This window comes from Pelagibius sp., assembly GCF_965227505.1.
In the GTDB taxonomy this organism is placed as follows: domain Bacteria; phylum Pseudomonadota; class Alphaproteobacteria; order Kiloniellales; family Kiloniellaceae; genus Pelagibius.
In genome coordinates this window covers 2,387,440-2,406,117 of record NZ_OZ245757.1, presented here as the reverse complement: position 1 = coordinate 2,406,117, position 18,678 = coordinate 2,387,440, and the positions used below count along the sequence as shown (strand labels likewise).

The 18,678-nt window shown below is 66.8% G+C and carries 18 protein-coding genes; 12 read left to right on the top strand and 6 right to left on the bottom strand.

Annotated features, from left to right (window positions below; genetic code table 11):
* Nucleotides 1-11: 11 nt before the first annotated feature.
* On the bottom strand, nucleotides 12-1,160 hold the full coding sequence (locus tag ACO06P_RS11425; RefSeq protein ID WP_420345314.1) for an IS4 family transposase: 1,149 nt from the start codon (nucleotides 1,158-1,160) through the stop codon (nucleotides 12-14).
* Between the two features lie 452 nt (nucleotides 1,161-1,612).
* Here ACO06P_RS11425 and ACO06P_RS11420 point away from each other — a divergent pair, with 452 nt between their 5' ends.
* The 6 genes from ACO06P_RS11420 to ACO06P_RS11395 all read left to right on the top strand — a co-directional run bounded on the left by ACO06P_RS11420 (nucleotide 1,613) and on the right by ACO06P_RS11395 (nucleotide 6,295).
* Nucleotides 1,613-2,206 (top strand): cytochrome b, encoded by a 594-nt coding sequence (locus tag ACO06P_RS11420; RefSeq protein ID WP_420345371.1) that lies wholly within the window; start codon nucleotides 1,613-1,615, stop codon nucleotides 2,204-2,206.
* Nucleotides 2,203-2,796, top strand: a complete 594-nt coding sequence (locus ACO06P_RS11415; RefSeq protein WP_420345370.1) for a YceI family protein — start codon at nucleotides 2,203-2,205, stop codon at nucleotides 2,794-2,796. Before ACO06P_RS11420 ends, ACO06P_RS11415 begins: the two co-directional genes overlap by 4 nt.
* Nucleotides 2,797-2,854: 58 nt before the next feature.
* On the top strand, nucleotides 2,855-3,472 hold the full coding sequence (locus ACO06P_RS11410) for a YceI family protein (RefSeq protein WP_420345369.1): 618 nt from the start codon (nucleotides 2,855-2,857) through the stop codon (nucleotides 3,470-3,472).
* Between the two features lie 386 nt (nucleotides 3,473-3,858).
* Nucleotides 3,859-4,086 (top strand): hypothetical protein, encoded by a 228-nt coding sequence (locus ACO06P_RS11405; protein ID WP_420345368.1) that lies wholly within the window; start codon nucleotides 3,859-3,861, stop codon nucleotides 4,084-4,086.
* A gap of 386 nt (nucleotides 4,087-4,472) precedes the next feature.
* Nucleotides 4,473-5,732, top strand: coding sequence for an acetamidase/formamidase family protein (locus ACO06P_RS11400; RefSeq protein ID WP_420345367.1), 1,260 nt, complete (start codon nucleotides 4,473-4,475; stop codon nucleotides 5,730-5,732).
* Complete coding sequence (locus ACO06P_RS11395; RefSeq protein WP_420345366.1) at nucleotides 5,729-6,295, top strand: hypothetical protein; 567 nt, start codon at nucleotides 5,729-5,731, stop codon at nucleotides 6,293-6,295. The genes ACO06P_RS11400 and ACO06P_RS11395 overlap by 4 nt, the downstream gene beginning before the upstream one ends.
* 6 nt (nucleotides 6,296-6,301) lie before the next feature.
* On the opposite strand, the gene ACO06P_RS11390 is transcribed toward ACO06P_RS11395, so the two are convergent.
* Nucleotides 6,302-7,015 (bottom strand): GNAT family N-acetyltransferase, encoded by a 714-nt coding sequence (locus ACO06P_RS11390; RefSeq protein ID WP_420345365.1) that lies wholly within the window; start codon nucleotides 7,013-7,015, stop codon nucleotides 6,302-6,304.
* A 209-nt stretch (nucleotides 7,016-7,224) separates the two neighbouring features.
* Between ACO06P_RS11390 and ACO06P_RS11385 the strand changes: the two genes are divergently transcribed.
* Nucleotides 7,225-8,049, top strand: coding sequence for a helix-turn-helix domain-containing protein (locus tag ACO06P_RS11385; protein WP_420345364.1), 825 nt, complete (start codon nucleotides 7,225-7,227; stop codon nucleotides 8,047-8,049).
* A gap of 102 nt (nucleotides 8,050-8,151) precedes the next feature.
* The gene (locus tag ACO06P_RS11380; protein ID WP_420345363.1) at nucleotides 8,152-8,601 is read left to right on the top strand and encodes a VOC family protein; all 450 of its coding nucleotides are present in this window, start codon (nucleotides 8,152-8,154) and stop codon (nucleotides 8,599-8,601) included.
* A gap of 9 nt (nucleotides 8,602-8,610) precedes the next feature.
* Here ACO06P_RS11380 and ACO06P_RS11375 read toward each other — a convergent pair whose 3' ends face one another.
* The 3 genes from ACO06P_RS11375 to ACO06P_RS11365 all read right to left on the bottom strand — a co-directional run bounded on the left by ACO06P_RS11375 (nucleotide 8,611) and on the right by ACO06P_RS11365 (nucleotide 11,960).
* Nucleotides 8,611-9,780 carry an MFS transporter gene (locus tag ACO06P_RS11375; RefSeq protein ID WP_420345362.1) on the bottom strand — a complete coding sequence of 390 codons (1,170 nt, stop codon included), beginning with the start codon at nucleotides 9,778-9,780 and terminating at the stop codon, nucleotides 8,611-8,613.
* Between the two features lie 76 nt (nucleotides 9,781-9,856).
* Nucleotides 9,857-10,231, bottom strand: a complete 375-nt coding sequence (locus ACO06P_RS11370) for a hypothetical protein (protein ID WP_420345361.1) — start codon at nucleotides 10,229-10,231, stop codon at nucleotides 9,857-9,859.
* A 43-nt stretch (nucleotides 10,232-10,274) separates the two neighbouring features.
* Nucleotides 10,275-11,960, bottom strand: a complete 1,686-nt coding sequence (locus ACO06P_RS11365) for an FAD-dependent oxidoreductase (protein ID WP_420345360.1) — start codon at nucleotides 11,958-11,960, stop codon at nucleotides 10,275-10,277.
* Between the two features lie 304 nt (nucleotides 11,961-12,264).
* Between ACO06P_RS11365 and ACO06P_RS11360 the strand changes: the two genes are divergently transcribed.
* Nucleotides 12,265-13,125 (top strand): DUF4743 domain-containing protein, encoded by an 861-nt coding sequence (locus tag ACO06P_RS11360; protein WP_420345359.1) that lies wholly within the window; start codon nucleotides 12,265-12,267, stop codon nucleotides 13,123-13,125.
* Nucleotides 13,126-13,500: 375 nt separating this feature from the next.
* On the opposite strand, the gene ACO06P_RS11355 is transcribed toward ACO06P_RS11360, so the two are convergent.
* Complete coding sequence (locus tag ACO06P_RS11355) at nucleotides 13,501-15,177, bottom strand: GMC family oxidoreductase (RefSeq protein ID WP_420345358.1); 1,677 nt, start codon at nucleotides 15,175-15,177, stop codon at nucleotides 13,501-13,503.
* Between the two features lie 186 nt (nucleotides 15,178-15,363).
* Here ACO06P_RS11355 and ACO06P_RS11350 point away from each other — a divergent pair, with 186 nt between their 5' ends.
* The 3 genes from ACO06P_RS11350 to ACO06P_RS11340 all read left to right on the top strand — a co-directional run bounded on the left by ACO06P_RS11350 (nucleotide 15,364) and on the right by ACO06P_RS11340 (nucleotide 18,675).
* Nucleotides 15,364-16,593: a TRAP transporter substrate-binding protein gene (locus ACO06P_RS11350; RefSeq protein ID WP_420345357.1), complete on the top strand. Its 1,230-nt coding sequence runs from the start codon at nucleotides 15,364-15,366 to the stop codon at nucleotides 16,591-16,593.
* 170 nt (nucleotides 16,594-16,763) lie between these two features.
* Entirely contained in the window at nucleotides 16,764-17,282 is a 519-nt protein-coding gene (locus tag ACO06P_RS11345; protein WP_420345356.1) for a TRAP transporter small permease, read from the top strand.
* A gap of 4 nt (nucleotides 17,283-17,286) precedes the next feature.
* Nucleotides 17,287-18,675: a TRAP transporter large permease gene (locus ACO06P_RS11340; RefSeq protein ID WP_420345355.1), complete on the top strand. Its 1,389-nt coding sequence runs from the start codon at nucleotides 17,287-17,289 to the stop codon at nucleotides 18,673-18,675.
* Nucleotides 18,676-18,678: the final 3 nt, after the last annotated feature.

Here is an 18,678-nt window from a genome sequence, read left to right as displayed (position 1 = left end):
CCGGTTTAGATTCAAACCCATAGCAAGGCCATTTGATTTGGGTTTTCGCGTGGATCGGGTTGGGCGGTTATCAGCCGATCTATACGGCGTCGGTGCATGAGGTTTGCGCGGACGAGACGGGCGAACTTGAGCGGGCTTTGGATGGTTTTCTGGTCGCCCTGAGCCATGCGCAGGATCAGGAAAGCGATGAGGGCGACGGCAATCTGGATGCGTAGGGCGTTCTCGCTGGCTCCGAGGCAGTGGCGGATTTTGAGGGTTTGCTTGACCCATCGGAAGAACAGCTCGATGGCCCAGCGGCGCTTGTAGAGATCGGCGATTTCCCTGGCTGGGGCCTTGAGATCGTTCGAGAGAATGCGCAAGATCTTGCCGGTGTGGGTCTTGACGCGCACCTCGCGAACCGGGCTGCTGAAGGGGTTCTTGCGGCTGTTAGCCTGACGCTGCGGCAACAGCCCGATGCGGTCGGAGAGGATGCTGGTGCCTTCCACTACGTCGAGTTCAACGGCTCCAGCCAGGGGCGTATTGGACTTGAAGCGGGTGACGATGCGGCAACCGGCGGCATCCATCCTGGCCCACCAGCCGTAATCGTAGTAGGCGAGATCGAAGACGTAGGTAGCTCCTGCCTCTATCGGCATCGTCTGGGCGACGGTGATGTCGTTGACCTTGGCCGCGGTGACCGCCGCATAGATCGGCCGGTCAGCGGCGGGATCATAGATGACGTGCGCCTTGGCGCCGCAGGCTTTGGCTGAAAAGTGCGCCCACTCGCAGCCAATCCCGCTGAGGCGGATACTGGTGGAATCAATCAGATAGACCGCCTCACCGACTTTGCGGCGCAGGCCCCGCTGGGCTTGACCAACCATCGCCGCAAAGAGATCGCTGAATACCGCGCTCGGGCGCAGGGCATTGGCGTCCGACAAAGTCGAGCGTGACACTGGTCGCCCACCCAGGTGGTAGAGCCGCCTGGCATGGCTCTCCAGGCCGCCAACGATCTCCCGCAGGCTCGTCGACCCGGAAAGCTGCCCGTAAAGCAAGGCTATAAACTGGCTCTTGGTTGGCAGACGGCGAACCCGATGGTCCGCTCCGTGCTCAGCCACCAGGCGCTCGAACTCTCCCCAGGGAACCCGCTTTAGAAGATCGTGAAAAACGCTATTCTGGTGTCGCACGGTGTTGTTCCTTTCTCGTGTCCCAGGACGTCGCCAAACGCTTGGACACAAGTAGAATCAACACCGTGCGCTCAGTCCACCAAATCTAAACCGGACACCAGTGGGCTTGACCCGAGCATCCATTGTGGAGGCAGTCCAAACCTCTCCGACAGAGGCTCCAGCGAACGGCCCGGTGGACCCTCGGATCAAGTCCGAGGGTGACAGGGGACTGTGGCAAGGCAGGGGCATGCGTCTGACTGGCGAGCGGCGCCCGGACCTCAACACCGACCGGGAACGGATCGGGGTGGTGAGCCGTATATTTTCCGGGACGCCACTGTCAAGGCGGCGGGCGTTCAAACATATTTGATTCAGCGCCGTCCGGGCGCCGGCCCTAGGCTGGCTCCGCCCGGCGGCCTCTCTGCCTGCGCCGCCTGGCCAACTGGGATTTATGGACGATGCGCCGGACAATGCGGATGACCAACAGCGCCGATCGCTACGGGGCCGTTGCGCAGATCCTGCACTGGGTGACGGTGGCCCTCTTCATTGCGATCTTCGCGCTGGCCTGGATCCAGGACGGTATGACGCTCTCGCCGGAGAAGGTGCAGATCATCAACCTGCACAAGTCGGTGGGCGTGACCATCCTGGCGCTGGCGGTGCTGCGGCTGGCCTGGCGCTGGTACTCGCCGCCGCCGAGCCTGCCGGAAGGCATGGCGGGCTGGGAGCGCCGCGCCGCCCATGCCAGCCATGTCGCGCTCTATGTCGTGCTGCTGGCCCAGCCGCTCATCGGCATTCTGCATTCGGCGGCGGCCAACTTTCCGGTGGTGGTCTTCGGCCTCTTCACCCTGCCCGCGCTGATCGGCCCCAGCGAGGAGGTGAAGCAGGTGCTGGAAAGCGCCCACCACCTGCTGGCCCGGGTGATCCTGGCGCTGCTGGCCATCCACATCCTGGCCGCCCTGCGCCACCACTTCGTGGTGAAGGACGACGTGCTGACCCGCATGCTGCCGCTTGCCGGGCCGAGCGCCGGGCCGAGCGCCGGTCCGGGCGCCGGGCCGGGTGCCGGGCGATGAGGCGGGTCCTGCCGGCCCTTGCACCCGCCCTGGCCGCAGCCTGCGCGCTCTGGAGCGCTGCAGCGGTGGCCAACGATGTCCCGCTCTGGACAGTCGGGGAGGACAGCCGCGTCGGCTTCGTCGCCACCCAGTCCGGCGCGCCCGTGGAAGGCGCCTTCGAGGCCTTCACCGCGGAGATCGCCTTCGACCCCGACAACCTGGCCGCCAGCCGGGTCGCCGTTGTCATCGACATCGCCAGCGTCAACAGCGAAAGCAAGGACCGCGACGACACCATCCGCTCCGCCGCGCTCTTCGATGTGGCCCAGTGGCCCGAGGCGCGCTTCATGGCCGAAGGCTTCACCGCGCTCGGCGGCGACCGCTTCGAGGCGGCGGGCAATCTCACCATGCGCGATGTCACCCTGCCGGTGGTGCTGCCGTTCACCCTCACCATTACCGAAGAAGCCGGCGTTCGGCGCGCCCGGGCCAGCGGCGAACTGGAGGTCAGCCGTCTGGACTACGGCGTCGGCCAGGGCCTCTGGGCCGACACCTCGGTGGTGGGGGAGGCGGTGGTCATCCGCATCGACATCGCGGCCAGCCGGGCCGGGTCATAGCTTTGGGCCCTAGTGCCGCTCTTGCCAACCTTCACGACGACACCACGGGAGAACCCTCATGCCGCTCTTGACGATCCTGAAAATCCGCCGCTTCGGCCTCGCCTTTGCCGCCGCACTTCTGGCGCTGCCGCTTGGGTTCACCTCCATCCAGGGCGCCCAGGCCGCCCAGACCTACACCCTCGATTCCGCTCATGCCGATGTGATCTTCCTGGTCGACCACCTTGGTTACTCCGCCACCGTTGGCCGCATCGGCGACGTGCAGGGCAGCATCACCTTCGATGAAGCCGCGGTCGAGAACTCCGCGGTGGAGATCGTGATGCAGGCCGCCAGCCTCGACACAAACCACACCAAGCGCGACGAGCACCTGCGCAGCGCCGAGTTCTTCAACGTCGAGCAGTTCCCGACCATCACCTTCACCAGCACCGGGATCGCCAAGACCGGCGACAACACCGGCACCTTGACCGGCGATCTGACCCTGCTAGGGGTGACCAGGCCGGTTACCCTGGACGTCACCTTCAACTTGAAGTCGCCACACCCGATCTATCAGGGCAAGGAGACGGTGGGTTTCTCCGCCCGCGGCAGCCTGAAGCGCACCGACTTTGGCATGGCTGCTTATGCTCCGGCCGTCGGCGACGAGGTGGACCTGATCATCGAGGTCGAGGCCATCGAGCCCTAGATCTGCGGGGATAATCAGGGTTAACGCGGGGTGGGAAGGGCGTAGACTGCCCATGCACCCCGCTTGCCCCGGTTGACATTTGCGCCCCGATCCCGTCTCATCGGGGCGTTATGGACAGTTTCCGCCTGAACGGCATCGCCATTCGAATTACGGACCCGGCACCCAGAGGGTAGCCGGGACAAGCCGTTTCGACGTTTCGCGATCACCGTTTCAGGGGACAGACAATGTCCGCTTCCATGCATTCCGTTTACGCGCCGGCCGCCCTGCGGCCCGCTGCTTCCCGTTCTGACCTCAGTACTCAGACGCCCTCTGGGGCGCCCCCTAAGGCGCCCTCTGCGGCGCCGGTCTATTGCTTTTCCATCCTGGCCGCGGCGGAGCCGGGGGTGATGCCCCGGGTCCTGGAGCTCTTCGCCAAGCGCGGCCTGGTGCCGACCCGCTGGCACAGCGACGTGACGGGGCCGAAGGGCCGCGACCTTGCCATCGACATCCAGGTCGACGGCCTGGACGTGCAGACCGGCGACTACATCGCGCGCTGCCTGCGCCAGGTTTTCGAGGTGGACACGGTACTGACCTCGCAAAAGCACGTGGGTCAGCAGTCTGTGGGCGCGCGTTAGCGCGCCGGGCTGATGACGGCGGCCCCGCCGCCCGCAGGCGCACCGTCTGCATTTTCTCGACCTGCCCGACGACCTCTGCAAGGCGCGCCTGCGGCAGCGAAATGCGGACGGCGGGCATGCCTTCTCGCCCTGCGAAGCGGACTACGACCACTTCACCCGCCCGTTCCAGGCCCCGGGCGCGGAGGAGGGCGTCGACCTGGTCGTCCACCTTGCGCCGTAACGGGCGTAGGCCTATGACCGGACCGCCCTACCTTCCGGTCGCCAAACTTCCGGTCTAAAGGCGGCCCTGCTATCCTGTTTGTTCGGCGGGGATCTGGCTGGGACATCCCGCTGCAATGCGCCGGCGCGAAGAACCAAGAAAAAGCCGGCATGACAGGAGGCGGATCATGAGAACTCTGTTCGTAGTCTGTGCGGTTGCACTCATCGGAGCTGTGGGGGGCGCCGTTGGGGACGCGGTGGCCGACACCACCGACGTCAAGTGGCAAAACCGGGTGGTGGTCGACAAGCAGGGCGCGCACTGCGTCGACGACCCGAACTGCTTCAACCGCTACCACCCGGACATCCCCGCGGTGGTCCGCGCCAACCCCGGTGACATGATCATCTACCACACGCGCGATGCGCTGGATTCCGATCTCACGCTCGACTCCAATGCCGACGATCTGGCCGCGCTGGACCTCAATCTCGTCCATCCCATGACCGGACCGGTGCACATCGAGGGCGCCGAGCGCGGCGACGTGATCGCCGTCACCCTGGTCGACATCGAACCGGACGAATACGGCTACACCGTCATCGTGCCCGGCTTCGGCTTCCTGCGCGACATCTACACCGAGCCCTATCTGGTGAACTGGAAACTGAGCCGCACCCACGCCGTCTCCGACCAGATGCCCGGCATCAAGGTGCCCTACGAGGCCTTCATGGGATCGGTCGGCGTGATGCCCGGCCAGCCGGAGGTCGAGACCTGGCTGGAGCGCGAAAGGCTGCTCGCCGAGGCCGGCGGCGTCGCCCTGCCGCCGCAGCCCATCGGGGCTCTGCCCTCGGCAGTCTGCGGACCCGAAGGCCCGGCGCGCGATCAGTGCCTGCGCACCGTTCCGCCGCGCGAGAACGGCGGCAACATGGACGTGCAGCAGATGCAGGTCGGCACCACCCTGCTGCTGCCCTGCTTCGTCGATGGCTGCGGGCTCTTCGTCGGCGATGTGCACTTTGCCCAGGGCGACGGCGAGGTGTCCGGCACGGCGATCGAAACCGGCGCCGTGGTGACGCTGACGGTGGACATCCGCAAGGGCCAGGGCGCGGTCATCACGGGGCCCGAAGTCGAAGGCGGCACGCAGATCAAGGACATCGAGCCCTCCAAGTTCTACCAGACCATCGGCCTGCCGCTGAAGGCCGCGGGCGAGGTCCCGCCGCCGCACACCTATCTGGACAGCGAGAAGATCGCCAACCTCACCAACCTTTCCGAGGACCTGACGTTGGCGGCCCGCGACGCGCTGATCAAGATGATCGCCTACATTCAGCGCGAGCACGGCCTGACGGCGGAGCAGGCCTACATCCTGGCCAGCGTTGCGGTCGACCTGCGGATCGGGCAGGTGGTCGACGTGCCGAACTATGTCGTCACCGCCGTGCTGAACGAGGACGTCTTCGAAGAGTGATCGCGAGCCGCACCCGCCGCAAAGCGCTCGGCCTCGGCCTGCGGGCCGCCGCCGGGGCGGCGGCGGCCGTGCTGCTGGCCGGCCACACGCCCTATGGGCAGTGGGTGGTCTACCGCAAGAAGCACCTGCTGATCGGCTGCCACAGGGCCGATCCCACGACCTACGATCTGGCCAAGCGGGTGGTGGGGCTGCTGGACGAACACCTTCCGGCGGCGAAGTCGCGGGTCGCGCGTGCGCCCAACGCCGGGCGCCTGGCCAGCCTGCTGGCGACGGCGCAGATGGACGTGGCAACCCTGGGCCCGGACGACGCCACGGCCATGCTGGCCGGCAGCAACGGCTTTGCCGCCTACGGGCCCGTCGCCCTTCGCCTGTTGCTGCCGCTGGAGGAGCGGCTTCTGGTCGCCCGGGCCGAGTTTCCCGAACGGCATGCCTGGCTGGTGGCCTCCGCCCTGGTCGGAACGGAACTGGTCCCCGCCGGCCAGGGCGCCGACGACCTGGGCGTGCCGTGGCATCCCGGCGCCCGCGCCTTCCTGGAAGGCCGTGACGAGCCGGGCAAAGACTAGGGTCAGTCACACCGTCGGGAACTTGCGGCGGTAGTGGTAGCGGTAGAGCTCCGTCGTGAAGCCGAGGGAGCGGTAAAGCGCAAGGGCCGCGGGATTGTCGGCCACCACCTGCAGGCAGGCGGCCCCGGCCCCCGCAGTTACAGCCCAGTTCAGGACCGCGCCGACGGTCTGGCGGCCAAAGCCGCGCTGGCGCCAGCGGGAATCGGTCACGACCGCTTCGACCACGGCCAGGCCGTCGTGCACTACGCCATAGGCCAGGGCGACCACCGCCCCTTCGTGGCGGGTGGCGGCGAAGATGCGCGGCAGCATGATGGTGCGGACCATCGTTTCGAAGACCGCGCTGTCGGCCGTATCGGCGGGGCTCAGGGCTGCGCGGGCCTGCAGCCAGTCGCCGTCGGCCTCCGCGGTCAGGCGCGTCGCCGCGCTTTGCGGCTGCGGCCATGCGGAGAGGCCGTTGAAGAGGGTCAGGGTCTCGCCCTCCGCCGTGTAGCCGCCGGCGGCCAGCGGCCCGTCCATCGCTGCCGCGATGGAGGGGACGCGAAACAGCGCCGCTTGATCGAGCGCGGCGTAGGTGGCTTCGGCAGCAGCCAGGATCGCGGCCGGATCGCGCGGGCCGCCGCGCAGAGGGTTCACCGAATTGGTCCGCCGGGTGGAACCGCCGGCGGCGCGCAGCAGCCAGCCGCTCAAAAGCATCTGCCGCGGCGAAGGCCAGGCGCTCATGCAGGCTTCTTCCGCACGCCAGTTCAGATCCATGCTTGTCACGAGGATGCCACCGTTGGGGGTCGATGAGGACGGTCGGGCGAAAGAAACGCGACTGCGCGCCCTCCGCCAGTGCTTAGCCTCTTGTCTGCGGGAAATCGAGCCGAAAGTCTCCTCAAGCCCGCCGCTGTCGCCTAATGTAGTGCCGGGACTGCCAGCCGGAGGTGGCCGTGCCACTTGTACGCCAGCCACGTGACGTTTTGAGGCCCTTCGTCCAGCAGCTCTGGGCATCGGATCCTTCCGGCGCGCCCTCCGGCAGCGGTCGCGAGGCGGTGCTGCCCTCCGTGTCCACCCAGCTGGTCATTCGTCTGGGAGAACAGCCGCTGCGGATCTTCCGCCATCGTGACGACCTCGAAGGATACACCGTGAGTACGGCGGTGATCGGCGGCCCCCGCCTGGCGCCCTACGTGAAAGACGTCTCCCGGCCCGTCCCGACAGTCGGGGCTGCGCTGCGGCCGGGCGCGGCCGGGCTTCTGATCGGCGCGTCCGCCGGCACCTTCGTAGGCCGGCACCTGCCGCTGGAGGATGTCTGGGGCGCGGCGCCGGTGGCCGCCCTGCGCGCGGCGCTGTGGGAGGCCGGATCGGCGGCGCAGCGGCTCGCCATCTTCGAAGCCGCCCTCGTTGCGCGGCTGCCGAAGGTTACGGGACTCGATCCGCTGATCGCCCAGGCGCTGGCCGGGTTTGACGCCGGGGCGCCGGTCGGCGCCGTTGCGGCGGCGAGCGGGTACAGCCATCGGGCCTTTACCAAGCGCTTTGCGGAAGCCGTCGGGTTGAAGCCGAAGACCTATGCCAGGCTGCTGCGCTTCGGGCGTGCCCTGGGGCCCCTGGCAGAGGGCGCCAACTCGGCGGCGGCGTCATCCCTGGCGGATCTGGCGGCCTGGCAGGGCTATGCCGACCAGGCCCACTTCGCCCGCGAGTTCCGTCACTTCTCCGGTCTGACGCCCGGCGGCTATCGCCGTCTGGCGCCGCCCTTCGCCCGCCATGTCGCGCTCTGACGGCAGATCGGCATCAGGGTCAAAAACCTTCAAGACGCCGAGACGGCGTTGATGGACACTCAAGCCTGACGACCAAGGTCCGAAAATGGGAGGGACGTCATCATGGCGATCCACGAACTCTTCGCTTACCTGCGCCCGAAGTCGGCGGGGGAGGCGATCGAATTCTACAAGACCGTCTTTGGCGCGACCGAGAAGTTCCGCCTCTCCGACCGGGACGGGCGCGTCGGCCATGCGCAGCTTCTGCTCGGGGGGACGACCCTGATGCTGTCTGACGCCTATCCGGAGTTCGGCATCCATGCCCAGGAGCACGATGATGGTCCGATCTCCTTCGTCATCCACCTCCATGTGGATGATGCCGACGCCTTGATCGAGCGCGCCGTGGCGGCAGGCGCGCAACTGCTGCGTCCGCCGCAGGATCACTTCTACGGCGAACGCTCCGGCACCGTGCGCGATCCCTTCGGCTACGACTGGCTGATCGGTCATTCCATCGAGACCCTCGAACCGGAAGAGATCCAGCGCCGCTTCGATGCCATGTTCACGGGCCAGGACTGAACGCCGTTGTCAGCGCATGGCCTGCAGCCTGGCCATGGCGGCGATGCCGAAGGCGGGGCCGAGGGCGAGGCCGAAGAGCACGGTGGACCAGCCGAAGGTCTCCGCCAGCACCGGCGTCACCTGCACGGTGACGAAGGTGAGGGCGAAGCCGAGCGCGGTCTGGAAGGTCATCAGGCTGCCGGCCTGGGCCGGAGGTGCCGCATCGGCAACCAGGGCGGAGAACTGTGCGGAATCCGGAATGATGCTGATGCCCCAGACGATGACGATGGCGAAGGTCAGCCAGACCGGGCCGCCGAAGGTCGCCGCCGTGCCGATGGCCGCCGCGCCGCTGACGATCATGGCCAGCATGGCGACCCGCGCCTTGCCGATGCGGTCGGCGGCGAAGCCGGCGGGGACGCAGGCGATGGCACCGGCGCCGATGGCGAGGAAGGCGGTGAGCTTGGCGAGTTGCTCGGCATCGTCGGCCGGCAGGGTGGCGCCGTAAGACACCGCGGTCGCCGCGGCGACCCAGGCCCACATGGCGTAGAGCTCCCACATATGGCCGAGGTAGCCGGCGTAAGCCAGGCGGACCCGGCGGTTGGTCCAGGCGGTGACGATGACGCTCGGATCGAAGCGCTGGGCCGTGCGGTGGTAGGGGCCGAGGCCGACACCCAGGCTGAGGAGCCCGGCGAAGAGTGACGCGAGGGAGGCGGCGGCGACGGTCAGGCGCCAGTCGGCGCCGCCGCCGAAGGCGATGAGGTAAGGCGAGGCCGAGCCCAGCGCCAGGGCCCCCACCAGCGCGCCGACCAGGAAGCCGCGGTCGCGCTCGCCCCAGCCGACGGCGATCTTCATGCCCACAGGATAGACCCCGGCCAGCAGGGCGCCGGTGGCAAAGCGTGCGGCGATGGCGGTCAGGCTGCCGGGCGCCACCACCAACAGCAGGGCGTTCACTCCGCCGGCTGCGATGGCCGAGGCGGCGAGCACCCGGCGCGGGTCGTAGCGGTCGGGAATGTTGAGGATGGCGGAGATCAGGGAGCCGACGACGAAGCCGCCCTGTACGCCGCTCGACAGCGCCGCCTGGCGGAAGGGCGAGACCGCCGCCTCGCGCAGCATGTCCGGCAGCACGGCGGCGGAGACGAACCACAGCGACATGGCGGCCAGTTCGGCGAGCAGCAGCAGGGTGAGGGAACGCAGTTTCATGGCCGGACCATCTCTAATGTCCCGGCGGCGCCCCGTCGACTAAATGGTTGGGGCCGCGCTGAAGGCCCGGCGTCGGCTAACCCGGTTTGTGGCTCTTCAGCGCTTCAGCGACGGCCTGGTAGAGTGCCGGGTCTTCGTCGGCGGCACTGGCGCGGTAGTCGACGCCGGTTTCCAGATGGGCGCCCCGGTCGGCCCGCTCCAGCATGCCCGGCCGGCCGATCAGTTCGCCGACGCAGTGACGCAGGGCCGCGACCGGCGGCTCGCTCGTTTCGCCGAAGAGGTCCTGCCAGACCATGCGCACGTAAAGTGCACAGTGATGGGCCAGCAATGCCTGCTCGCGCGTGGTGCAGGCGGAGGCCAGGTCTTCCAGCCCCCATCCCTTCAAGCGCTCCAGTTGGAAGGGCGCGGCGCTGCCCGGTTCGCCGATTTTCGGCAAGTCACTCAGATCCATCTGCTCGCTCCTCCTCTGCTCGTTCTCATAAGCGGGTGTCCCGTCAATCCGGGGTCAGTTCCGGCAGCACGCGGTGCAGGAACTGGACCGAGATCGACCCTTCGCCGACTGCCGAGGCGACGCGCTTCACCGATCCGGCGCGCGCATCGCCGACGGCGAAGACGCCCGGCTGGCTGGTCTCCAGGATATTGGGCTCGCGCTCCAGTGGCCAGTCGCCGCCGGTGTCCGGACCGGTGCAGACAAAGCCCTTGTCGTCCAGACGCACGCAGCTTTGCAGCCAGTCCGTGTTGGGGCTGGCGCCGATCATCAGGAAGAGGTTGGAGACTCTGTGTGTCTCCTCGCTGCCGTCAAGGGTGTTGCGCCAGGTCACCCGCTCCAGATAGCGCGCGCCCTCCAGCCTGGTGATCTGGGTGTTGCGGTGGAGGGTGATGCGCGGGGAGGCATCGATGCGCCCGACCAGATAATCCGACATGCTGGCCGCCAGGCTGTCGCTGCGGATCAGCATATGCACATGGGCGGCGTAGCGTGACAGGAAGACCGCTGCCTGTCCCGCCGAGTTTCCGCCGCCGACCACGACCACCTCTTCATCCCGGCAGAGATCGGCCTCCAGCGCCGTAGCGGCATAGTGGACGCCCGCGCCCTCGTAGTCGGCGAGGTTGTCCAGGTCGAGGCGGCGATAGGTGGCGCCGGAGGCGACCACCACGCTCCAGCAGCGGAAGGTGCCGCCGTCCTCCATACGCAGGCTGTAGGGCCGTTCGCTGCAGTCGAGGGACACGACCCGGCGCGGCAGGGAGATGACTGCGCCGAACTTCTGCGCCTGCACCTGCGCCCGCGCGGCCAGGGCCTGTCCGGAAATGCCGGTGGGGAAACCGAGGAAGTTCTCGATCTTGGAGCTGGTGCCGGCCTGTCCGCCCGGCGCCTCGCCCTCCAGCACCAGGGTGTTCAATCCCTCCGAGGCGGCATAGACCGCCGCGGCCAGGCCCGAGGGTCCGGCACCGACCACCACGACGTCGCAGGGGTTGGTGCCGTCCGGTTCCTCAAACAGACCCAGGCGTTTGGAGAGGTCCAGGTTCGAGGGATTGTGCTGCCTGTCTTCGCCGGCACTGAACACCATGGGCAACTGTCCGGGGTCGCAGCCGTGCTCCTTCAGCAGGGCCTGGGCCTCGCCATCCTCGTCCACATCCAGCACCCGGTGCGGATAGCCGTTGCGGCGTAGAAAGCGGGCGATGCGCAGAGTATCGCGCTCGCGCCGGTGGCCGACGACGGTGGCGCCGCCCTGGGTTTCCTGGATCAGCCCGACGCGCCGCAGGATGAGGGCGCGGGTGATGATCTCGCCGATGTCCGGCTCCGCCGTCAGCAAGCGGCGCAGAGCCGTGCGGTTGAGGCGCAGCACCTCGCCGTCCTCCCCCATGCGCCCGCCGACCAGGATCTTGCGGCCGTTGAAGAGGTCCAGTTCGCCGGTGAAGTTGTGGGTCCCGTGGACGGTGATCACCGCTTCGCCGTCGCTCAGCGGATCGATGATCTCGATGCAGCCTTTGAGGATGATGAAGCAGTCGACGCTGCGGTCGCCGCGGGAAAACAGCACCGTGCCCTTGGCCAGGGACTCGCGGATGCCGAAGGGCAGGGCGCGGTCGATCTGTTCCTGATTGAGGGTGGGAAAGATCTGGGCCCGGCGGGTGTAGGCGCTGGTCTGGTTGCCGGCGGGCTCGAGGGTGGACGTTTCGACCATCGTAAGCTTCGTGTCTCCTGTTTTGCGCCCAGGATAACCGCCAGAGCGATCACCAGAACAATCGATTGTGCTGCTCGGAACGAGTCCGATGTCGCTTATGCAAATCGAACCGTCATTGCGGGCGCGTCCCCTGTTTCCCCGTGCATGTGGCGTTGCGACGCTTGCCCTGCAAACTCTTTAGCGCATGCTGTTGGACGGCCGGGCCGCCCTTTCAGACGTGTGTCCAAAGGACGCGGCCTCGCAAAGGGCATGGTCTCCAGCAACGCCGATGCTAGGTTCAGGTCATGAGCACCCTGGCCGTACCGTGAGCTACCTCGACCGCATTCGTGCCTGCCACCGCTGGAACCCCGCCGACTATCTGCCGTTTCTGGTGGATGGCGTTGCGCTGGGCGCGGTGGACCCTGCTTTCCGCGAGCGTCTGACGGCGTTCCCGGAGGTCTTCACGGCCGCTGCCGGCCACCTGGCGCTGGTGCCGGCGCTGGACAGTTTCGATGCCCGCAGCGCCGCTTTGGCTGAGGTGACGGCAGCGCTGCGCGCCGAGGGCGCCTTTCCCAACTGGCGGGGGGAGGACTATCCCGTTGCCCTTGCCTGGGGCAGGCCGCCGCTGTTTCGCATGGAGCGGGCGGCGGTGCCGCGCTTCGGCCTGCCGGCCTACGGCGTCCACGTGAACGGGTTTCTGCGCGGACCCGAAGGCCTGGAGATGTGGATCGGCAAGCGCGCCCGCACAAAGCAGACCGCGCCCGGCAAGCTCGATCACATCACCGCCGGCGGCCAACCCTACGGCCTGGGCCTGACGGAGAACGTCATCAAGGAGTGCGCGGAGGAGGCGGGCATCCCCGCCGAGCTCGCCGCCACGGCGGTTCCGGTCGGCGCGGTGCGCTATCGCTGCACCAGGCCCGAAGGGCTGCGCAACGACGTGGCGTTCTGTTTCGATCTGGAACTGCCCTCCGACTTCCGGCCCGAGAACACCGACGGCGAGGTCGAGTCCTTTGAGCGCTGGCCCGTGGCCCGCGTATTGGAGCGCCTGCGCGACACCACCGACTTCAAGTTCAATGTCGCGCTCGTGATCCTCCACTTCGCCGTCCGCCATGGGGTGCTGTCGCCGGACAGCGAGCCCGAATACCAGGCCATTGTCGAGGGCCTGGCCGGCCGCCTTTCGGAGTAGCGGCCTTCGCTGCCCATCCGCTGTCGCCCGCTGGCTTGAGCTACGGCTAACCGCCTCGTTGTGCCGGCGGGGTAATCAATCAGATATCGAGCTTGCGGCTCACCCCCCTCCCGACCTCCCCCCATCAAGGGGGGAGGGGACGCATTCTCGGCCACCGCAAGAGGTTCCCCCTCGCCCTTGGATGGGGGAGGGATGGGGTGAGGGTGACACCCGTTCCGCTGAAAGCCCTCCGTCTCTGCATTTTCGGTCTCCCTTCCCGAAGTCCCGGACTTCGATGAGGTCCTCGAAACCGCAGTGGGCAAGCGATTTCGGCAAGTGGTGAAAAGTCAAACCGGACAGCCGCGGGGCAAGCCCGGGCTGGGCCCTTTGGGGGGATCAGCCGCGCGAGTCGGCGAGGATCATGTCGCTGGCCTTCTCGGCGATCATGATGGTGGGCGCGTTGGTGTTGCCGGAGACGATCGCCGGCATGATCGAGGCATCGACCACCCGCAGGCCCTGAAGCCCATGGACCGCGAGCCGCTCGTCGACCACGGCCCCAGGGTCGCGGCCCATCTTGCAGGTGCCCACCGGGTGATAGATGGTCTGGCTGATGTTGCGCGCGGCCTCCAGAAGGTCCTCGTCACTGACGACCTCCGGTCCCGGCAGCAGTTCCTTCTCGATCAGCGGTGCCAGTACCTTTGTGGCCGCAAAGCGCCGTGACATCTTCATCCCTGCAACCGTCACCGCCTGGTCCTTGGCTGTGTTCAGATAGTTGGGATGGATGGCCGGGTGCTCTGCCGCGTCGGGGCTGCGCAGGGCGATGCGGCCTTTGCTCTCCGGGCGCAGCTGGCAGGTGGAGGAGGTGAAGGCGGAAAACTTGTGCAGGCCTTCGCCCGGTTTGTCGGCGCTCAGGGGCTGCAGATGGAACTGGATGTCCGGCGTCGCCGCTTCCTCGGAGCTGCGCGCAAAGACGCAGACCTGGCTGGCTCCCATGGTCAGCGGCCCGCTGCGCTTCAGCAGGTACTCCAGGCCCATCAGCGCCTTTTTCGCCGGGTTGCGCACCTGGTCGTTCATGGTGATTGGCCGTTTGGTCTGGAAGACCATACGCACCTGCAGATGGTCCTGCAGGTTTCCGCCGACGCCCGGCAGGTCGTGGACCAGGGGAATCGAGAAATCCTGCAGATGGCCGCCGGGCCCGATGCCGGAGAGCATGAGGATCTGCGGTGAACCGATGGCCCCGGCGGCGAGCACGATCTCGCCGCGGCAGCTTGCCTGGAAAGCCTCACCCTTGCGGCGGTAGGCGACGGCCGCGGCGCGCCGTCCGTCGAAGACCAGCCGCTCCACCTGGGCATGGGTGACGACCTCCAGGTTGGCGCGGTGGCGCACCGGGTGAAGGTAGCCCACTGCCGTGCTGCAGCGCCGCCCGTTGCGCGCGGTGAGCTGGAAGTAGCCGGCGCCTTCCTGCTCGGCGCCGTTGAAGTCGTCGCTGGCCGGAATGCCCAGCTCGACGGCGGCCTCGATGAAACGGTCGCAGAGCTCGCGGCGGATGCGCATGTTGGAGACCGCCAGGGGGCCGCCGGCGCCGTGATAGTCGTCGGCGCCGCGCTCCTGATCCTCGGAGCGTTTGAAGTAAGGCAGCACGTCGTCATAGGACCAGCCGGCGTTACCGAGCTGGCGCCAGTGGTCGTAGTCCTCCTTCTGGCCGCGCACGTAGAGCAGGCCGTTGATGGAGGAGGAGCCGCCCAGCACCTTGCCGCGCGGCCAGTCCAGACTGCGCCCGTTCAGCCCCTCGTCCGCTTCGGTGCGGTAACACCAGTCGGTGTTCGGGTTGTGCATGGTTTTGAAGTAGCCGACCGGAACATGGATCCAGGGGTTCCAGTCGCGCCCGCCGGCCTCCAGCAGAAGCACCCGCTTGTCCGGGTCCGCCGAGAGCCGGTTGGCCAGCACGCAACCGGCGGAGCCGGCGCCGACGATGATGTAGTCATAAGCCGCCGGGTCGTGTGCCAGGAGCGCGCCCTCGGCGCGGGCATCCGCCTTTGCCTGCTGCCGCTCCGAGTGGTTTCCCGGCTTCACCGGCTGGTTGCTCCCATTTGACACAATAACTTTCGTACCCGGCGATGCTCATTGGGGTACGAATATTACATATCGCTTGCCTTCCGCACATGCAATCGCAATAATGAGACTATAAGTCTCGTTAAATGAGAAACTCCGCTACCAAACTGCGGCCCAGGGCCAAGCCCTCGGGGAATGGGAGGAACCATGCTTAGCGATAAACTGAAACACGTATCGCGCCGCGATTTGCTGCGCCTGACAAAGCAGTACGGCATCACGTCGACCCTCTTGGCGGCCGGTTCCCTGACCGGGTTCGTCACGACCACCCGCCTGGCCGAGGCCGCCAACTCGACCTATGAAAAGCGGTTCAAGACCGAACCGAAGTTCACCCTGAAGTTCGGTGCGGCCGGCTTCAACGAGCGCAACCTTCTGATCGAGCGGGCCGGTTGCCTGCAGTTCGTGAACGACATCGAAGAGCGCACCGACGGCGCCATCCGTATCGAGTTCATCGGCAACAACCAGATCTGCGGCCAGCTCAACTGCGTGAAGAAGACGCAGCAGGGCATCATCGACATGTACGCCGCTTCCACGCAGAACTCGGCCGGCGGCGCGCCCTATCTGAACGTGCTCGACTACGCCTACATGTTCCCGAGCCGGGCGGCGCAGTACTACTTCCTCTACCATCCGGGCAGCGTGAAGGTGCTGCGCGAGCCGATGCGCAGGCGCCACAACGTGGAATTCCTGTTCAGCCACGCGGAGCTGCGCGGTATCCAGCTCGGTCTGAAGTGGCAGGACAAGCCGCTGGTGACCAGCGTCACCGAGCTGGCCGGCACCAAGAACCGCGTGACCGGCACCCAGCTCGGCCGCATCGCCATGAACCTGATGAACCTCAACCCGACGCCGATCGCCTGGGAGGAGACCCTGGACGGCCTGAAGCAGGGTCTGATCGACGGCGCCGAGACCTGGGCCTCCGCGGTGGCCTACGCCAACATGTCGCCCGTGGTCTCCCAGGTGATCAACCTGGAATTCTTCTGCGGTACCGAGCACACGGCGATGAGCACCAAGGTCTTCGACAGCCTCGGCGGCGAGCTGCAGGACGCGGTCATGGAGTCGGCCTATCTGACCCAGGTTCACGTCCAGGCGGCCAACGAGGCGGCCCTGGTCAACACCGTCGGTTACTCCGATCCGCAGATGCCCGGGACGATCTTCGCCCAGAATGGCACCCGCGTTTCCATGCTCGACGAGGCGGCGAAGCGCGAGGCCGAGGAGATGTGCTCGCCGGAATTCCACCCGGCGGAGTGGGAACAGTGGCGCGACCGTCTCAACGGCTGGGCCGAGGGGATGGACACCTACAAGTTCATCTACGACATCGCCCGCGAGATTCCCAAGGACACCCTCGCCGAGAACGTCGAACCGCGGCGCTGGTGGAAGGGCTGATCGCGAAACCTGCTGCGGGGAGGAGCCGGCCAAGGTCATCCTCCCCGCCGTTTCGCTCTTTGCTTGTGCTAGACTCCTGATCAGGCAGGCGGCAGCGGGGGGCTGTCGCGGGGGGATGCCGTGCTGCGGCCTGCCCGGTTGGGGACTTGGAACCTGGGGGCATGGCGGCCATGGCTGCACTTCGCTGGATCGACGAGAACGTCGAAAAGATCATCATCCTTGTTTGCTACGTGGCGATGGCGGGGATCATCTTCGTCGAGGTGATTCGCCGCTTCGTCTTCAACGAGCAGGTCGCCTGGAGCACCACGGTCCCGATCTATCTCTTTCTCTGGATCGTCTGGGTCGGCTGCGCCTACAACGTGAAGATCCGCGCCCATCTGCGCTTTGACGAACTGCGTCACCGGCTCTCGCGCGGCGGGCAGTTCGCCTGTCTCTGCCTGGACGGCGCCCTCTGGATCATCTTTTCCGTCATCGTCATCGTCTATTCGACCGAGCAGGTCTGGCTGTCCTACGACAACTTCGCCATCGTTCAGGGCACCGACAACGTCATGCAGTGGTGGTTCTACCTGGCGACACCCTTTGCCTGGGCGGTGCTGGTGATCCGGGTGCTGCAGAACTTCGCCCATGATCTCCGCGCCTACCTCAGCGGCGAGCCCCTGCAGATCAAAACCAACATCTTCGGGGACTAAGCCGGTGGATACGCTCTGGATCATTCTCATCTCCCTCGGCGTCACCGTGCTCTTCGTGCTGGGGGTGCCGATCTTCCTGGTCATCGGCTTCTGGGTGGTCGGCGTCAGCCTGGTGATCGACTTCACCCTCGCCAACATCGGCGTCACGCTCTACGAGGGCTTGAACTTCTTCGGCCTGCTGGCGCTGCCGCTGTTCATCATGACCGGCGATCTCATCAAGTCGGCGGGCATCGCCAAGCGGCTCTCCGACTTCGCCTATTCGATTCTCGGCTGGCTGCGCGGCGGCCTCGCCATGGCTTCGCTCGGCGCCTGCGGACTCTTCGCCGCGATCTCCGGCTCCAACTCGGCGACCACGGCGACCATCGGTTCCATCATGCATCCGGAGATGACCAAGGGCGGCTACGACCCCAACTTCGCCGCCGCCACGGCGGCGGCTGGCGGCACGGTCGGTATCATCATCCCGCCCAGCATCATCTTCATCGTCTACGGCTTCCTGATGAACCTCTCCATCAGCGACCTCTTCATCGGCGGTCTGCTGCCCGGCCTGCTGATGGTGGTCTCGATGCAGCTGGCCTGCTGGTACGTCTGTCAGCGCAACGGCTGGGGCCATCTGATCCAGCTTCGCCTCGGGCGCATCATCAAGACCGCGCTGGGGGCCTGGCTCGGCTTCTTCGCCATCCTGCTGGTGATCTGGGGCATCTATGCCGGCGCCTTTTCGCCCACCGAAGCGGCGGGGGTGACGGCCGGCTTCTGCCTTTTCGCCGGGCTTATCATGCGCCCCTTCTCGCGGCGCTTTCACGGGCCCGAGGCGGATGACAGCGGCGCCCTGCCCGACCATGCCGGCGTCCTGGAACGCCTCATCATTCCCGGCTTCAGCCTCAGAGAGCTGCCTTCGATCATCATGCGTTCCGGCCAGATCACCGGCCTGCTGGCGCCGCTGATCGCGGTTTCCGTAGTGATGCAGCAGATCCTCTCGCTGCTCGGCGCCAAGGCCTTCGTCACCGATGCTCTGGGCGCGCTCGGCGGCTACTACGCGATCCTGCTGGCCTGCATGTTCATCGTGCTGCTGGCGGGCACGGTCTTGGAGAGTCTGCCCAACACCATCATTCTGGCGCCCATTCTCGCCCCCATCGCCGCCAGTATCGGCGTCGACCCGATTCACTTCGCGGTGATCTTCCTGGTCGGGGACGCCATCGGCTTCATCACGCCGCCTTATGGCCTGAACCTCTATGTCGCCAGCGGCATTACCGGCATCCCCTATTTCCGATTGTTGCGCTATACTCTCCCCTATCTTCTCGCGCTGATGATCGCCTGGCTGTTTATCGCCTTCATTCCCGATCTTTCGACCGCGCTTCTCGTGCACAAGGGTGCCGGCGTGTTCCAGGTGCAGTAGGGA

Coding starts and splice junctions, on each gene's coding strand:
- ACO06P_RS11380 (WP_420345363.1), top strand. CDS start 8,152: ATGGCGATCCACGAACTCTTCGCTTACCTGCGCCCGAAGTCGGCGGGG.
- ACO06P_RS11350 (WP_420345357.1), top strand. CDS start 15,364: ATGCTTAGCGATAAACTGAAACACGTATCGCGCCGCGATTTGCTGCGC.
- ACO06P_RS11345 (WP_420345356.1), top strand. CDS start 16,764: ATGGCTGCACTTCGCTGGATCGACGAGAACGTCGAAAAGATCATCATC.
- ACO06P_RS11415 (WP_420345370.1), top strand. CDS start 2,203: ATGAGGCGGGTCCTGCCGGCCCTTGCACCCGCCCTGGCCGCAGCCTGC.
- ACO06P_RS11375 (WP_420345362.1), bottom strand. CDS start 9,780: ATGAAACTGCGTTCCCTCACCCTGCTGCTGCTCGCCGAACTGGCCGCC.
- ACO06P_RS11400 (WP_420345367.1), top strand. CDS start 4,473: ATGAGAACTCTGTTCGTAGTCTGTGCGGTTGCACTCATCGGAGCTGTG.
- ACO06P_RS11410 (WP_420345369.1), top strand. CDS start 2,855: ATGCCGCTCTTGACGATCCTGAAAATCCGCCGCTTCGGCCTCGCCTTT.
- ACO06P_RS11405 (WP_420345368.1), top strand. CDS start 3,859: ATGCCCCGGGTCCTGGAGCTCTTCGCCAAGCGCGGCCTGGTGCCGACC.
- ACO06P_RS11370 (WP_420345361.1), bottom strand. CDS start 10,231: ATGGATCTGAGTGACTTGCCGAAAATCGGCGAACCGGGCAGCGCCGCG.
- ACO06P_RS11365 (WP_420345360.1), bottom strand. CDS start 11,960: ATGGTCGAAACGTCCACCCTCGAGCCCGCCGGCAACCAGACCAGCGCC.
- ACO06P_RS11390 (WP_420345365.1), bottom strand. CDS start 7,015: ATGAGCGCCTGGCCTTCGCCGCGGCAGATGCTTTTGAGCGGCTGGCTG.
- ACO06P_RS11420 (WP_420345371.1), top strand. CDS start 1,613: ATGACCAACAGCGCCGATCGCTACGGGGCCGTTGCGCAGATCCTGCAC.